The following is a 15,499-nucleotide window of genomic DNA, read 5'->3' on the forward strand; positions in this document are numbered from 1 at the left end:
TTGGAGTCCCTCGTCCCTTACTTCGCAGCCGCGGCGAGCTCGGCGGCCTTGTCGGCCGCGCCGTCCATGGTGTCCACGCGCTGCACGAGCGGGTGGTTGGCGTCGGAGAGGATCTTGCGACCCAGCTCCGCGTTGTTGCCGTCGAGGCGCACGACGAGCGGCTTGGTGACGTCCTCACCCTTGGACTTGAGCAGCTCCAGGGCCTGGACGATGCCGTTGGCTACCTCGTCGCAGGCGGTGATGCCACCGAAGACGTTGACGAAGACGGACTTGACGTCCGGGTCGCCGAGGATGATCTCCAGGCCGTTCGCCATGACCTCGGCGGAGGCGCCGCCACCGATGTCGAGGAAGTTGGCGGGCTTCACGTTGCCGTGGTTCTCACCGGCGTACGCGACGACGTCCAGGGTCGACATGACCAGACCGGCACCGTTACCGATGATGCCGACCTCGCCCTCGAGCTTGACGTAGTTGAGGTTCTTGGCCTTGGCGGCGGCCTCGAGCGGGTTGGCCGCGGCCTTGTCCTCGAGAGCGGCGTGATCCGGCTGACGGAAGTCGGCGTTCTCGTCGAGGGACACCTTTCCGTCCAGCGCGAGGATGCGGCCGTCCTTGGTCTTCACCAGCGGGTTGACCTCGACGAGGAGCGCGTCCTCGGCGACGAAGGTGTCCCACAGGGTCACCATCGCCTCGGCGACACCCTCGGCCACCTCGGCCGGGAACTTCGCCTGGGCCACGATCTCGCGGGCCTTCTCGATGTCGACGCCGTCCACGGCGTTGACCGGGACCTTCGCGAGGGCCTCGGGGGTCTTCTCCGCGACCTCCTCGATGTCCATGCCGCCCTGCACCGACGCCATGGCGAGGAAGGTGCGGTTGGTTCGGTCGAGGAGGTACGAGACGTAGTACTCCGCCTCGATCTCCGGAGAGAGCTCGGCGATCATCACCTTGTGGACCGTGTGGCCCTTGATGTCCATGCCGAGGATGTCGGTCGCGCGAGCGACCGCCTCATCCGGGTCTGCCGCCAGCTTCACGCCGCCGGCCTTGCCTCGGCCACCGACCTTCACCTGCGCCTTGACGACGGACTTGCCGCCCAGCCGCTCGGTCGCCTCGCGGGCTGCCTCAGGCGTGTCGATGACTTCACCGGCCAGCACCGGTACACCGTGCTTGGCGAAGAGGTCCCTCGCCTGGTACTCGAACAGGTCCACGCGCGTCCGTCCCTTTTATGGTCTCGCGGTTGGTTTTCTGCGTGGGCGTGCCGCGAGGGCAACGTGACTGCGCAGTCACTAGGGAGGCGCACACGGTGACCGAGTACGCGGCATGTCCATCCGGCAGGTTATCCCCCGTGCCGCGCCGGACCCTAAATTGCAGATCACACCTGGGCGGTGATAACGGTCACAGATCGCGCTGGTAGCCGACGTACGAGGGACAAAACGCCGCCTCCGGCCGGTCGGCCGGGCATGGCGAGAGCCCCTCCGGTCACCGGCCCGTGTCCGGTATCGGCAGGGGGCGTTTCTCGATCGCCGCGGCCATGATCTCGGGAAACAGGTCGGGAGTGCAGGCGAAGGCCGGGGAGCCGAGTGCCCCCAGCGCGGCTGCGTGCTCCCGGTCGTAGGAGGGCGTGCCCTCGTCGGAGAGGGCGAGCAGAGTGACGAACTGCACGCCTGCGGCCTTCATCGCGGCAGCCCGCTCGACCATCTCGTCCCGTATCCCTCCTTCGTGGAGATCACTGATGAGGACGACGACCGTGTCCGCCGGACGGGTGATCCTCGACTGGCAGTACGCGAGGGCCCGGTTGATGTCCGTGCCTCCGCCGAGCTGTGTGCCGAACAGGACGTCGACCGGATCGTCGAGCCGATCGGTGAGATCGACGACGGACGTGTCGAACACCACGAACCGGGTCGCCAGGGTCCGCATCGAGGCGAGCACCGCGCCGAAGACCGAAGCGTGGACGACCGAGGCGGCCATGGAGCCCGACTGGTCGACGCAGAGGATGACGTCCTTCTTCACGGACCGGTCGGTACGCCCGTAGCCGATGAGGCGCTCGGGGATCACCGTGCCCACGCCGTCCGCCCCGGGAAGGGGCACGTAGTTCTTCAGGTTGGCCCGGACCGTGCGGTCCCAGTCGATGTCGCCGTGGCGCGGCCGGCCTGTCCTGGCCGAGCGGTCCAGGGCGCCGGTCAGCGTCGCCCTGGTACGGGTGGCCAATCGGCGCTCCAGGTCCTCGACGACCTTGCGTACGACGGCGCGGGCCGTCTCCTTCGTCGTCTCCGGCATGGCCTTGCCGAGCGAGAGCAGGGTGCCGACCAGGTGGACGTCGGGTTCGACGGCCTCCAGCATCTCCGGCTCCAGCAGCAGGGTGGCGAGCCCGAGGCGGTCGATGGCGTCGCGCTGCATGACCTGGACGACAGATGCAGGGAAGTACGTCCGGATGTCGCCGAGCCAGCGGGCCACGGACGGGGCGGACGCCCCGAGGCCCGCGGAGCGCTCGGCCGCGCCGCGGCCGCCCGGCTTCTTCGAACCGCCGTACAGCGCGGTCAGCGCTCCGTCCATCGCCACGTCGCGTCCGGCGAGCTCGTGTCCCGTGCTCTCGGCGCCGTCGGCACCGAGCACCAGGCGCCAGCGCCGCAGCCGCTCGTCCCCGGTCCTGCTCCCGGCCTTGCTCCCGGTCTTGCTCCCGGCCTGCTCGCTCCGGGGGCGGGTCCCGGTCTCGGTCTCGGTCCCGGTCCCGGCAGGAGTCACGTGCATCGCTCGTTCCCTCTTCCTCGATTCCACTCGGCCCGCGCTCATCCGTCCGCCCCTGTCGGCGCGTCGACGCCGAGCAGCAGCCGCAGCACCGGAACCACCGCGTCCGCCCGCTCCTCGTCGAGTCCCTCACCGAAGCCCGGCGTCACGGGTGTCCCCCCAGCGCGCTCCCCACCGGGATCCGGCCCGCGACGGACGAGCTCGCCCAGGGTGCGCCGTACGCCCGGTTCGTAGGCCGAGAACGTGCGGCGCAGCAGCGGGAGCACTTCGGTGAACGCGTCGGCCGATATGCCCGTCAGCCAGGTGTCGACGAGCCCGAGGAGCCGGTCGTCGTGGACGAGCAGCAGTCCTCCGCCGGCCGCTCCGCCGACGAATCCCTCGATCCAGGCAGCCGCTTCCGCCGGTGCGGTGCCGCGCGAGAGGGCCAGGCCCATCAGGCGCGCGGCCTCGCTCCCGGCCAACCGTCCGTCGTCCAGGAGCAGACGCGTGGCACGGCCCCGGATCACCCCGGCGACCGCGTCCCTGCCGGACAGTTTGCGCAGGACGCCGGCCCACCGCTCGGGCAGACCGTCCGCCCCGGCCGCCTCGGCGAGCAACCCGATCGCGCCGTGCACACCGTCCACCCGGCGGTACGCCTCCTCCGCCGCGGCCTCGTCGAGGCCGGTGCAGGCGGGTGGCAGGCCCACACAGACCCGCTCGGCGAGCCCGACGGCCACCTCCCCCAGGGCCGCGGTGCCGGTGGACCGCACGTCCCCGTACCGCAGGGAGCGGGCCAGGGCGGGCAGTGCGTCGGCGAGGTGGCCGACATCCGCGTCGAGGGCCGCCCGGTCGGCGAGGGCGCTCATCACGACGGACAGGGCGTCGGGCAGTCCGGCCAGGAGGCACCGCTCGGCGAGCGCGGTGACCTCAGCGAGTGACTGCGCCGACACCGCGTCCGACTCGGTCCTGGCGGTCGCGGCGCCGAGCACGGTGGTGCCCCACACCCCGGCCTCGGCTATCCGGACGAACAGCTCGGGCTCCCAGTGCAGCCGCCAGCTCTCCCGGAACGTGCCCGTACTGCCCCGGCCCGCGGCACGTTCGCCCCAGTCAACCCCGAGGAGCCGCAGCCGGTGCAGCAGTCTGCTGCGGGCCGCGTCGGTGTCCTTGCGCAGATCGAGCTCCAGCTCACGCCTCTCCGCCTCGGGCCTGAGCCTCAGGGTGCGCTGCTGTCTGTCCAGGTCGCGCTGGAGCGGGACGGCGGGGGCGGTGTCGGGGACCTCACCGAGGACCTCGCCGATGACGAGCCGGTCCCGCACGAGGGCGAGCGGCACCTCGGAGCCGTCGCACATGACGGACCTGACCGCGTCGGTGGCTTCGGCCAGGCCGACGGCCGGGCGGCCGCGCAGGGCTGCCAGTGTCCCGGCGAGCCGGACGGCCTCGATGACGTCCGCCGATGACACGGCCCTGTCCATGTCGCGCAGCACTCCGGCGACCTTCGTCATCCAGCGCTCGACCGGCCGGTCGGGGGCGCCGAAGAGGTGCCCGTACCAGCCGGGGGATTCGATCCCCGCGCCGTATCCGCTGTGCCGGGCGAGCCTGCGATGGGTCCAGGGGACCCAGGTCAGCTCCGCCTTGACCTTGGGCATCCCCTTGAGGAGCGCCCGATCGGCGGCGACCGTCGTCCTCGCGGTGAGCGCGGGGACGTGCCACGCGCCGCAGACCACGGCGACGCCGTCGCCGAACTCCTTGCGGGCGGCGCGCAGCTGAAGTCGCATGCACGCCTCCCGGACCGCGTCCAGCGGATGTCCGCCGTCGTCGTACGCCTCACGGAGCGCCGTCATCGCCTCGGCGAGCGCGTCGAACGGGGCCAGCGGGTCGGCGGGCCGTCCGTCCGCGGCTCGGTGCTCGACGACGTCCTCCCACCAGCGCTCGGGGTCGTCGTATCCGGCGGCCTCGGCGAGGACGCCGATCGGGTCGATGCCCGGTCCGCCCTCCGCCGGCCGGGTCTCCCGCTCGTCCACCAGGGCCAGGGAGTGTGCGGCGGGCAGATCGATGAAGCGCACGGGGACCGCGTGCGTCGACGCCCAGCGGATCGCCACCCATTCGGGCGAGAAGTCGGCCAGGGGCCAGAAGGCGGCACGCCCCGGATCGTCCACGGCGTGCGCGAGGAGCGCGACCGGCGGGCGCATCCGGCGGTGCCCCGCGAGCGGCAGCAGGGCGTCGCCCTCGGGCGGTCCTTCGACGAGCACGGCACTCGGCCGGGCCGATTCCAGCGCGGCCAGGACCGCGCGGGCGGAGCCCGGCCCGTGGTGGCGCACCCCCAACAGCAACGGCCCCCCGGCGGGAGCGGTGGCTCCTCCGGCGCGGGGTGTCATTCGGCGGCCTCGCGGCAGGCGCGGTAGAAGTCCTTCCAGCCGTCCCGCTCCCGGACGACTGTCTCCACGTATTCCTGCCAGACCAACCGGTCGGCCGTGGGGTCGCGGACGACGGCCCCGAGTATGCCCGCCGCCACGTCACCCGGCCGCAGGACGCCGTCGCCGAAGTGGGCGGCCAGCGCGAGGCCTCCGGTGACGACGGAGATGGCCTCGGCCGTGGAGAGCGTCCCGGACGGCGACTTGAGCTTCGTGCGGCCGTCCGTGGTGATGCCGTTGCGCAGTTCGCGGAAGACCGTGACGACACGCCGGATCTCGGTCATGCCGTCGGGCGCCGGGGGCAGGTCGAGCGAGCGTCCGATCTGTGCCACCCGCCGGGCCACGATGTCCACCTCGGCCTCGGGTGTCGCGGGCAGCGGCAGCACGACGGTGTTGAACCGGCGGCGCAGTGCGCTGGAGAGCTCGTTGACCCCCCGGTCACGGTCGTTGGCCGTGGCGACGAGGTTGAACCCCCGGACGGCCTGGACCTCTTGCCCCAGCTCGGGGACGGGGAGCGTCTTCTCCGACAGGATCGTGATGAGGGCGTCCTGCACATCGGCGGGGATGCGCGTGAGCTCCTCGACCCGGGCGGTCATGCCCTCGGCCATGGCCCGCATGACGGGGCTCGGCACCAGCGCCTCCCGGCTCGGACCGTGAGCCAGCAACTGCGCGTAGTTCCACCCGTAGCGGACGGCCTCCTCGGGGGTGCCCGCGGTGCCCTGGACGAGCAGGGTCGAGTCCCCGCTGACCGCTGCGGCGAGGTGCTCGGACACCCAGGTCTTGGCGGTCCCCGGAACGCCGAGGAGGAGCAGGGCCCGGTCGGTGGCGAGCGTGCTCACGGCGACCTCGACGAGGCGGCGCGGGCCGACGTACTTCGGTGTGATCAGTGTGCCGTCCTGGAGCGTCCCGCCGAGCAGATAGGTGGAGACGGCCCACGGCGAGAGCTTCCAACGGGCGGGCCTGGGACGGTCGTCGGCGGCGGCGAGCGCCCTGAGTTCATCGGCGAACGCATGCTCGGCGTGCGGCCTCAGAGCCTCGCCGCCGGCTGCGTCGGTCTGTACGGACACGGTCATGGATCCCCCTCCGGATCGGTCGATCCGATGTGGTTCCCACCGTGCACCACGGCACTGACAATCGGTCCCGGCACTTCGGCCGGGACCGGTCGTGGAGCGGTACGCGACGCCGCGGTTCAGCCCGTGACGGGCGAGACCGCGACGGGCGAGACCGCGACGGGCGAGACCGCGACGCATCCGCGGCTCGTGAGGAGCGCCTCGCCCTTCATCTCCTCGACGGCCTCCCCCGGTGTGGTTCGCCGAACTCTCTCCTTCGCGGGGAAGCGCACGAGGTGGTCAAGGCGGCTGCGGGACAGGCGGAATCGCAGGTCGGAGCCGATTGTCAGTGGCGCGCTCTACCGTCGGTTCCATGGTGCTATCTCACGGGGGAGAACCCTGGCGCTCCACCGGCCCGGTGGAGCGCCGGACGAGGGAGCAGGGGCCGGACCCCGCCCTTGACGACGCGTCATGCGCGGCCGGCCTGGCGGCGGCCCGCCGCGCGGACCGCAGACACGCTCGCATCACAAGTGGCGCGCGCGAGCTGGAGCAGCGGCTCGCGGACCTGCTGCGGGGCGGGCTCGCGGGGACGGACCGGCCGGATTACGGGCTGTGGGAGGAGACTGCGGCCCGCATGGTCGACGCCCAGGCCCCCGGACTCGCCCACCGGGTCCGGGAGCTGGGGACGATTCCGGCCTCGGGGTCCGGCTGGCCGGCCCGGCTGCTCGAGGAGTGCGCGCTGCTGCATCTGCTGGACTCGGCCTGGCTCGGGCTCGACCGGCTGCCCGGTCCGCTGGCGGCGACCGTCCGTTCGCGAGTGGGCCTCACGGCTTCGGCCGAAGGGCCGGCCGTCCGTGACCACTGGCTGGTCCTCGCCCAGTACGACACACCGGACGGCCGGATCGTGACCCGCCGCATCTGGCTGCACGGACGGGAGTCGGGGCGCACCGCGCTGCTGCTGTCCTACGGGGCACCAGGGCGCGCTCCCGCCCATGCGCTGCCGGTGGGCACGGTGATCGACGCCGAGGTGACGACATATCCGGGCGGCGGGGGGCTGCGGGCCGAGCTGGGGGAGCGGTTCGGCGAGCCTGTCGTCACGACCGCACCGCCGCCCGGCGGCACGACGGCCGATGCCCTCGCAGCGTACGGCCGCGCGCTGCGGGACGACCCCTGGCTCGACGCCTGGCCTGCCACCCTGCGCGATGTCATACCCGCGCCCTCCGGAGACGGTTGGCAGCTGGTCGGCGCGGCGGACGGCTCCGCCCTACCGGTCGCGTCCTCGGCGCTGTCCCGGCCGGGTCTGTGGAAGCTCGTGGCGCTCTCCGGCGGCGGCCCCGTGACGGTGTTCGGCGAGTGCGGGCACCGGGGCTTCGACCCGCTCGCGGCCTGGTGCCCCGAGGCCCAGGACGACATCGGGGTGAGCGCGGCCGTGGCGCTCGTCTGACGCCTCGCCCCGTCGTGCCGTCGTGCCGCCCCGCCGTCCCGCTCCGTCCCGCCGTCCTCTCCGCCCGCTGCTTGCTCGACCCGCGTTCCCCGGACCAACGGAAGGGACCCGATGCCCACCACCGTCACGCTCACCGGCTCGACCACCGGCACGCCCGTGAGCGCCTCGTGGGAAGAACTCGTCACCTCGGCCCTGCTCGGCACCGACCGGCGCCCCCTCCGGCCGGAGGTCGGTGCGAGCGGTGCCGCGGCCGGTCCGGCGGCGCTGCTCGGCACAGCGGCGGTGCACACCGTGCGGCGGCGGGCAGCTCTGCGGCCGGCGACCGGGGCCGGCCTGCCGGTGCCCGCCCCCGCCGATCCGCGTCCGCCGCTGCCTGCCGCCGCCCGCCGTCGGCTCGCCCAGTTGCTCGCCGACCGCTCGGCACCCCCCAGCGGCGGGCGCCGTGGTACGGCTCCCGACCTCACCGAGCTGATCCCCCAGTGGCTGGCCTCCGCCGGTGCGCACGGCTACCGGGCGCCGTCGGAGCTGCTGCCCGCGCTGTTGGACGCGGCGAGGGCGCGTACGGATCTGCGCCCGCACGTGCTGACGTTCGCCGGGCCGCGCGGGCTATGGCTGGCCGCGCTGAATCCGGAGTGGAGGTTCGCGCTGCGTGCGTCCTCACGCGGCGCCCAGCAGCCGCAGACAGCGGATCCGGAGGCCGTGCGCCGGCTCTGGGCTGAGGGACTCTTCGCCGAGCGGGTCGCGCTGCTCGGCGCCGTGCGCGGGCGGGATCCCGACGCGGCCCGGTCCCTGCTCGCGACCACGTGGTCCACCGAGCGGGCCGAGGACCGGCTGATGTTCCTCGATTCACTGCGGTCCGGTCTCTGCGGGGCGGACGAGGCCTTCCTGGAGGAGGCGCTGGCGGACCGTAGCCGCAACGTCCGCTCGACGGCGGCGGAGTTGCTGTCCGCGCTGCCCGGTTCGGCGCTCGCCCGGCGGATGGCGGATCGTGCCACGTCCTGCGTGAACCCCGACCGTACCGGGGGTGCCGAATCCATCGCCGTGGAGGCGCCGCACGAGTGCGACGCCGCGATGCAGCGTGACGGAGTGGTGCCCGTTCCGCCCTCGGGACGTGGTGAACGGTCCTGGTGGCTGGGCCAGTTGGTGGAGGCGACCCCGCTCGGTGCCTGGCATGAGAGGTTCGGCGGCCGGACGGCCCAGGAGCTCGTGACGCTTCCGGTCGCCGACGGCTGGGCCGGTGAGCTGCACGCCGCCTGGTGCCGGGCCGCGGTCCGGCAGCGGAATCCCGACTGGGCGCGGGCACTCCTCGGAGCTCCCTCGACACCTCCGGCGAACGGTCCAGGAACGGCGTCGCTGGCCGAGCGGTCACAGCTCCTCGCGACCCTGCCGCCACCCGAACGGGCGCTCTGGGTCGCCGGTTTCATAGCCGCGCACGGTCTGTCCGAGGCCTTCCAGCTGCTCGGCGTCTGCTCCGTGCCCTGGGACGGCCCGCTCGGCCGGTCGGTGGTCGACGCACTCGACATCGCCCGGGACGCGGGGAGTTACCCCTGGAGCTTCAGCGGGGTGATGGGCCTCGCCGAGCGCTGCCTGAATCCGGCCGAGGCCGACCGGCTCGCCGTGCTCACCACCACACCCGACGAGCCGGAAGGCGCTTCACCGGGTGCCGGTGGTTACTGGTCGGAGGCGTTCCAGCGCCTGGTCTCCACCCTTCGCCTACGCGCCGCCATGGACGCGGAGCTGGTCCGGACCGACACTGACGGCGCACGGGGAACGGGCGGCACACACGGCACGGACCCGGCACACGGCACGGACCGACCGGACTGAGCAGGACATCAGTACATGGGCGGCTCTCAGGCCTCCGCGGCCTGACGGACGTGCGCGTTCACCCAGTCGACGATCGAGGCCGTCGTCGCACCCGGGGTGAAGATCTCCGCCACACCCTGCTCCTTCAGCGGAGCGATGTCCGCCTCGGGAATGATGCCGCCACCGAACACCTTGATGTCCTCCGCCTCGCGTTCCTTCAGCAGCTCGATGACCTTGGCGAAGAGCGTGTTGTGCGCACCGGAGAGGATCGAGAGGCCGATGGCGTCGGCGTCCTCCTGGATCGCCGTGTCCACGATCTGCTCAGGAGTCTGGTGAAGCCCCGTGTAGATGACCTCCATGCCCGCGTCGCGCAGTGCCCGCGCGATCACCTTGGCCCCGCGGTCATGGCCGTCGAGGCCCGGCTTGGCCACCACCACACGGATCGGACCGGTCACACCCATCAATGCCTCCACATGCGTCTCCCGTGCCCGGAGGGCCGGTGATGTGAACGAACGTTATCCACAGCATCCCGCACGGTGTCGTTTCACGGTGGACCAGGAGGGGGAAATCACACATGGGACATGTTCGCCGGCGTCGTTCCCGGCACCGGGCGGCCACCGGCCGCGCGGGGAGCGCCGCCAGGGGAGCCGCAACGAGGTCGCCGTGTCACCGCGCCGTCAGCCGCACGGCACGGTGACACGGCCCCCGGCCGCATCAGGGCCCGGTCACCTTCAGCGCTCCCCGTGAGGGCGTGCGGGAAGGGAGCCGCCTCCCCGCACGCCGGTGCAGGAGGTCGGCCATGAAGATCCCGCCTTTCCTACCCCCACTGCTGCGCAGGGCGTGCCCGCGTCCCCTCCGGCTGTCGTCGACGGTGATCGGAGCGACCGCGCTGGAGCTGGTCATCCTCGCGGGGCACGTGCTGATCTACCCGTCCGGCATCGCTCCGGAGCGCCGGGCCCCCGCACCCACCCCCGACACCGGCACCGGCACCGGCACCGACCCTGGCTCGGACCCCGTCCGGACCACCCGTTCGGCCGACACGCCCCACACACTGCCGAACCCCTCGGACGACCGCCCGCCCGTCGTCCTCCTGCACGGCTTCATCGACAACCGCTCCGTCTTCGTCCTGCTGCGCCGCTCCCTGGCCCGGCACGGCTGGCACCACCTGGAGTCGCTCAACTACTCGCCCCTGACGTGCGACATCCGCACCGCGGCCGAGCTGCTCGACCGCCATGTGGAGGAAATCTGCGCCCGCACCGGGCACCGCGAGATCGACATCGTCGGACACAGCCTCGGCGGCCTGATCGCGCGGTACTACGTGCAGCGGCTCGGCGGGGACCGCCGGGTCCGCACACTCGTCACCCTCGGTACGCCGCACGGTGGCACCGCCGCCGCCCCGTTGGCCGGGGCACACCCGATCGTCCGCCAGATGCGCCCGGGATCCGGCCTGATCGAGGAGCTGCGCCGCCCCGCCCCTGGCTGCCGGACACGGTTCATCAGCTTCTGGAGCGAGCTGGACCGGGTGATGGTGCCGGTCGAGACCGCCTGTGTCGACCACCCCGATCTCGACGTGGTGAACGTGCGCGTCACCGGCGTCGGCCACCTCGCGCTCCCGGTGCACCCCGCGGTCGCGTCCGCCATCCGTCAGGCGCTCGATTCCCACGGTCCGGCCGTCGGCGCCGAGGGATCCGCCTCCGTCGCCTGATTTCCCCCAGAAAAATAGAACTGATTTCGAACATAAAACCAAGCCTGACGCCTCGCTCCACCGAAAGGCGGCCGATTGCCCGTTTCCTGAAGTACTTGAGGCCGCCGAAGATTGTCGTCCTCGTCTACCGCCGGGTACAGTCGCGGCCACTGCTCACCCCTGGGATCCCCCCACCGGACCCCGGAACAGGTCCTGCTGCCGAGGCGAGAGAGAAGTTGGTGAACGACCAGCACCCCCACGCCGGGTATGCCGGATACGACAGCCCCACCGGCAGCTTCAACACCGACCCGCTCTTCGGCTCCCTGCCAGGTCAGGACCACAGCAGCCACGACACGACGTACGGCGGCGGTTACGCCCCGGCGTACGACGGTGGCTACAACGGCTACGACAGCGGCCAGTGGGACACCGGAGCTCATCAGCAGGCCGCGTACGACGCCTACGGCGCCGCCCAGGCCCATCCGCAGACCTCCCAGGGCTACGACACGACCGCCACCTGGACACCCGAGGCCGGCATCCCGGCCCAGGCCGCCGTTCCGGCCCAGGACGTCACGGGTCAGTGGGACACGACGGGCTGGGACCACACCGGCCAGGCCGACCAGTGGGCGACGGGCGACACCGGCGCCTTCCCCACCACCACCTTCGACACCACGGCCTACGCGACCGGCACCTTCACCGCTCCCGACTTCGGGGCCGTGGGGCACGACGGCTACGCGGCCGCCGAGACCGGCACGTACGACGCCACCGCCTGGAACACCGGCGCCACGCCCGAGAACGCCGCGTACGCGACCGAACAGACGTCGTATGCACCGTACGAACACCAGTCGGCGTCCTACGATCCGTACGAGACGGCCGAGTTCGCCTCCTCCGGGGGCATCGACTCCCACGACCACTCCGCAAGCGTCGGAACGGCCGAGGCGGACCACGCGCGGACGGACACGTACCCGGCCGCGTACGACGAGGCCACCGGGTTCGAGTCCCAGGAACCGGCGCAGGACGTCACCGACATCATCGATCCGACCGACGCCACCGCGGAATCCGCCTCCGTGCCGCGCCCCGTGAGCCGTTCCGCCGCCCCCCGCGGCGGCAGCCGGGGCCGGCGCCGCACCCCCGCGAAGCGTTCCGCCCTCCTCACCGTCGCCGTCCCCTCCGCCTGCGTCATGAGCGTTGCGGGCATCGCCGCCGCCTCGGTCAGCGGCGCCGGTAGCGGCGAGGAGACGAAGGACGACACCACGTCCATGGCAGCCGCCGAAACGGTGAAGCCCGCGGTGGCGAACAACAAGCTGGACACCCAGCTCGCCAACCTCAGCGCCGACGCCGAGAACTTCGCCGACCGCGCCAGCCGCACCCAGGAACGCATCGACCTGAAGGAGCGTCAGGCCGCCGACAAGAGGAGGCGCGACGCGGAGGCCGCGCGCATCGAAGCCGAGCGTCCCAAGTTCGTCCTGCCCGTGGCACAGCACGGACTCAGCGCCTCCTACGGCCAGGCCGGGGTGAACTGGATGTCCATGCACACGGGCATCGACTTCCCCGTGGCCTACGGCACTCCCGTGATGGCGGCGACGGACGGCACCGTCCGCACCCAGTACAACAGCGCCTACGGGAACATGGCCATCGTCACCGCGGCCGACGGCACCGAGACGTGGTACTGCCACCTCAGCACGACGAAGATCCGCTCCGGCTCGGTCAAGGCCGGCGACGTCATCGCCTACTCGGGGAACTCCGGCAACTCCACCGGCCCGCACCTGCACTTCGAGGTACGGCCCGGCGGCGGTTCGGCGATCGACCCGACACCCTGGCTCCGCAGCCACGGCGTCAGCCCGAACTGAGACCTACCGGGCCGACCGGTGGCCGGGAAGCGGTGACGCCGCTCCTCCGCCACCGGCCCGCCCGGGTCAGAGCTTCTCGACCGGCGCGTACCGCAGCAGCAGTTTCTTGGGCCGCTCGTCGCCGAAGTCGACCGTCGCCTTCGCCTGGTCGCCGAACCCCTCGACCGCCGTCACCGTGCCCAGCCCGAACTGGTCGTGCGTGACCCGGTCCCCGGCCACCAGGGTGACCACCGGCTTCTCCGAGGTACGCCGCGTCGCGAATCCCGAGGGCCCGGACTTCGAACGCGACGAGGACAGCGACGACGTGATGCCGGACGTCGGTCCCGCCGCGGCGGCCATCGGCCCCTTGCGCTTCCAGTCCAGGTGCTGGTCCGGGATCTCCTCCAGGAACCGCGACGGCGGGTTGTACGAGGGCTGGCCCCACGCACTGCGCATCGCCGCCCGGGTCAGGTACAGGCGCTCGCGGGCACGCGTGATGCCCACATAGGCGAGCCGACGCTCCTCCTCCAGCTCCTTCACCTGCCCCAGCGCGCGCATGTGCGGGAAGACACCGTCCTCCATGCCCGTCAGGAACACCACGGGGAATTCGAGGCCCTTGGCGGTGTGCAGCGTCATCAGTGTGACGACACCGGAGCCGTCCTCGTCCTCGTCGGGGATCTGGTCGGCGTCGGCGACGAGCGCGACCTTCTCCAGGAACTCGGCGAGCGTCCCGGCGCCCTCCTCCTCCGCACGCTCCTGCTCGAATTCGAGCGCCACGGCGGCGAGTTCCTGGAGGTTCTCGATACGGGTCTCGTCCTGCGGGTCGGTGGAGGCCTGGAGCTCGGCGAGGTAGCCGGTCCGCTCCATCACCGCCTCCAGCACGACGGCGGGCCCCGCACCGGACTCCACGATCGTGCGGAGCTCCTCCATGAGCGTGTTGAAGCGCTTCACGGCGTTGGACGAGCGGGCCGCCATGCCGTACGCCTCGTCGACACGGCGCAGCGCCTGCGGGAAGGAGATCTTCTCGCGCATCGACAACGCGTCGATCATCGCCTCGGCCCGGTCGCCGATGCCCCGCTTGGGCACATTGAGGATGCGGCGCAGCGGGACGGTGTCCTCGGGGTTGGAGAGGACCCGGAGGTAGGCCAGGACGTCCCTGACCTCCTTGCGCTCGTAGAAGCGCACTCCGCCGACGACCTTGTAGGGCAGTCCGACGCGGATGAAGATCTCTTCGAAGACACGGGACTGGGCGTTCGTGCGGTAGAAGACGGCGACGTCGCCCGCCTTCGCGTCCCCGGCGTCCGTCAGTCGGTCGATCTCGTCGGCGACGAACTGCGCCTCGTCGTGCTCGGTGTCCGCGACGTAACCCGCGATCCGGGCCCCCGTGCCCGCGTTCGTCCAGAGGTTCTTGGGGCGACGGCTCTCGTTGCGCTCGATGACGGCGTTGGCCGCGGAGAGGATCGTCTGCGTGGAGCGGTAGTTCTGCTCCAGCATGATCGTGGTCGCGTCCGGATAGTCCTCCTCGAACTGGAGGATGTTGCGGATCGTCGCGCCGCGGAAGGCGTAGATCGACTGGTCCGCGTCACCGACGACGCAGAGCTCGCCCGGGGCCTCGGCCTCGCCGGACGGGCCGACCAGTTCGCGCACGAGCGTGTACTGCGCGTGGTTGGTGTCCTGGTACTCGTCGACCATGACGTGCCGGAAGCGGCGGCGGTAGTGCTCGGCGACGTCGGGGAACGCCTGCAACAGGTGGACCGTCGTCATGATGATGTCGTCGAAGTCCAGGGCGTTGGCCTCGCGGAGCCGCGCCTGGTACAGCGCGTAGGCCTGCGCCAGCGTCTTCTCGAACCCGTCCGCGGCCTGCCCCGCGAACGTCTCCTCGTCGATGAGCTCGTTCTTGAGGTTCGACACCTTCGCCGTGAACGACTTCGGCGGGTACCGCTTCGGGTCGAGGTCCAGATCACGGCAGACCAGGGCCATCAGCCGCTTGGAGTCGGCGGCGTCGTAGATCGAGAACGACGAGGTGAAGCCCAGGCGCTTCGACTCGCGGCGCAGGATCCGCACGCAGGCGCTGTGGAAGGTCATGACCCACATGGCGTTGGCGCGCGGGCCGACGAGGTCCTCGACGCGCTCCTTCATCTCGCCGGCGGCCTTGTTGGTGAAGGTGATCGCCAGGATCTGTCCCGGGTGCACCCCGCGCTCGGCCAGGAGGTGCGCGATCCGGTGGGTGAGCACCCTGGTCTTGCCCGAGCCGGCCCCGGCGACGATGAGCAGCGGGGAACCGGCGTGCACGACGGCGGCGCGCTGCTCGGTGTTCAGCCCGTCGAGCAGCGCGGCGGGATCGATGACGGGCCTCGGTGCGCCGTCGCGGTAATGGGTGTCACGCGGCGGCGGAGGCGCGTCGAAGACGTCCCCGAAGAGACCCTCCGGCACCGCGTCGGGTGCGTGCTCCTCGGGGGGCGGCGGGGGGCCTTCCTCCGCTTGCTGGAGGCCGGTCAGGAAACTGTCGTCAAAGAGGCTGCTCATCGCTTCACGAGTCTAGGCGGCCGCACCGACAGCCCGGGCCG

10 protein-coding genes are annotated in these 15,499 nt (G+C 72.0%); 4 read left to right on the top strand and 6 right to left on the bottom strand.

Translation table 11 applies throughout. The annotated features are described in order from the left end of the window. Positions 1–17 precede the first annotated feature (17 nt). The 4 genes from sucC to ABT001_RS15925 all read right to left on the bottom strand — a co-directional run bounded on the left by sucC (position 18) and on the right by ABT001_RS15925 (position 6,199). Positions 18–1,199, bottom strand: a complete 1,182-nt coding sequence (sucC, locus tag ABT001_RS15910) for an ADP-forming succinate--CoA ligase subunit beta (protein ID WP_351277252.1) — start codon at positions 1,197–1,199, stop codon at positions 18–20. A 271-nt stretch (positions 1,200–1,470) separates the two neighbouring features. After that, the gene (locus ABT001_RS15915) at positions 1,471–2,739 is read right to left on the bottom strand and encodes a VWA domain-containing protein (protein WP_351277254.1); all 1,269 of its coding nucleotides are present in this window, start codon (positions 2,737–2,739) and stop codon (positions 1,471–1,473) included. Between the two features lie 38 nt (positions 2,740–2,777). Next, positions 2,778–5,090, bottom strand: coding sequence for a DUF5682 family protein (locus ABT001_RS15920; protein ID WP_351277256.1), 2,313 nt, complete (start codon positions 5,088–5,090; stop codon positions 2,778–2,780). Further along, positions 5,087–6,199 (bottom strand): ATP-binding protein, encoded by a 1,113-nt coding sequence (locus tag ABT001_RS15925; RefSeq protein ID WP_351277259.1) that lies wholly within the window; start codon positions 6,197–6,199, stop codon positions 5,087–5,089. Before ABT001_RS15925 ends, ABT001_RS15920 begins: the two co-directional genes overlap by 4 nt. 349 nt (positions 6,200–6,548) lie before the next feature. Here ABT001_RS15925 and ABT001_RS15930 point away from each other — a divergent pair, with 349 nt between their 5' ends. Both ABT001_RS15930 and ABT001_RS15935 read left to right on the top strand, forming a co-directional pair. Then, on the top strand, positions 6,549–7,619 hold the full coding sequence (locus ABT001_RS15930) for an SWIM zinc finger family protein (RefSeq protein WP_502967473.1): 1,071 nt from the start codon (positions 6,549–6,551) through the stop codon (positions 7,617–7,619). Positions 7,620–7,730: 111 nt separating this feature from the next. Continuing rightward, positions 7,731–9,443 (top strand): DUF5691 domain-containing protein, encoded by a 1,713-nt coding sequence (locus ABT001_RS15935; protein WP_351277264.1) that lies wholly within the window; start codon positions 7,731–7,733, stop codon positions 9,441–9,443. Between the two features lie 26 nt (positions 9,444–9,469). On the opposite strand, the gene icmB is transcribed toward ABT001_RS15935, so the two are convergent. Further along, positions 9,470–9,883, bottom strand: a complete 414-nt coding sequence (gene icmB / locus ABT001_RS15940) for a coenzyme B12-dependent isobutyryl CoA mutase small subunit (RefSeq protein WP_351277267.1) — start codon at positions 9,881–9,883, stop codon at positions 9,470–9,472. A 338-nt stretch (positions 9,884–10,221) separates the two neighbouring features. Between icmB and ABT001_RS15945 the strand changes: the two genes are divergently transcribed. Both ABT001_RS15945 and ABT001_RS15950 read left to right on the top strand, forming a co-directional pair. After that, positions 10,222–11,127, top strand: a complete 906-nt coding sequence (locus ABT001_RS15945; protein ID WP_351277270.1) for an esterase/lipase family protein — start codon at positions 10,222–10,224, stop codon at positions 11,125–11,127. Between the two features lie 218 nt (positions 11,128–11,345). Further along, positions 11,346–12,953 (top strand): M23 family metallopeptidase, encoded by a 1,608-nt coding sequence (locus ABT001_RS15950; protein WP_351277273.1) that lies wholly within the window; start codon positions 11,346–11,348, stop codon positions 12,951–12,953. Positions 12,954–13,019: 66 nt separating this feature from the next. Here ABT001_RS15950 and pcrA read toward each other — a convergent pair whose 3' ends face one another. Beyond that, positions 13,020–15,458, bottom strand: coding sequence for a DNA helicase PcrA (gene pcrA / locus ABT001_RS15955; protein WP_351277276.1), 2,439 nt, complete (start codon positions 15,456–15,458; stop codon positions 13,020–13,022). Positions 15,459–15,499: the final 41 nt, after the last annotated feature.

The organism is Streptomyces sp. NPDC002793 (genome assembly GCF_040295485.1).
Classification (GTDB): Bacteria; Actinomycetota; Actinomycetes; order Streptomycetales; family Streptomycetaceae; genus Streptomyces.

Excerpts from the sequence above, each read along its gene's own strand:
- ABT001_RS15920 (WP_351277256.1), bottom strand. The coding sequence starts at position 5,090 with ATGACACCCCGCGCCGGAGGAGCCACCGCTCCCGCCGGGGGGCCGTTG.
- ABT001_RS15915 (WP_351277254.1), bottom strand. The coding sequence starts at position 2,739 with ATGCACGTGACTCCTGCCGGGACCGGGACCGAGACCGAGACCGGGACC.
- ABT001_RS15945 (WP_351277270.1), top strand. The coding sequence starts at position 10,222 with ATGAAGATCCCGCCTTTCCTACCCCCACTGCTGCGCAGGGCGTGCCCG.
- ABT001_RS15925 (WP_351277259.1), bottom strand. The coding sequence starts at position 6,199 with ATGACCGTGTCCGTACAGACCGACGCAGCCGGCGGCGAGGCTCTGAGG.
- ABT001_RS15930 (WP_502967473.1), top strand. The coding sequence starts at position 6,549 with ATGGTGCTATCTCACGGGGGAGAACCCTGGCGCTCCACCGGCCCGGTG.
- icmB (WP_351277267.1), bottom strand. The coding sequence starts at position 9,883 with ATGGGTGTGACCGGTCCGATCCGTGTGGTGGTGGCCAAGCCGGGCCTC.
- ABT001_RS15935 (WP_351277264.1), top strand. The coding sequence starts at position 7,731 with ATGCCCACCACCGTCACGCTCACCGGCTCGACCACCGGCACGCCCGTG.
- pcrA (WP_351277276.1), bottom strand. The coding sequence starts at position 15,458 with ATGAGCAGCCTCTTTGACGACAGTTTCCTGACCGGCCTCCAGCAAGCG.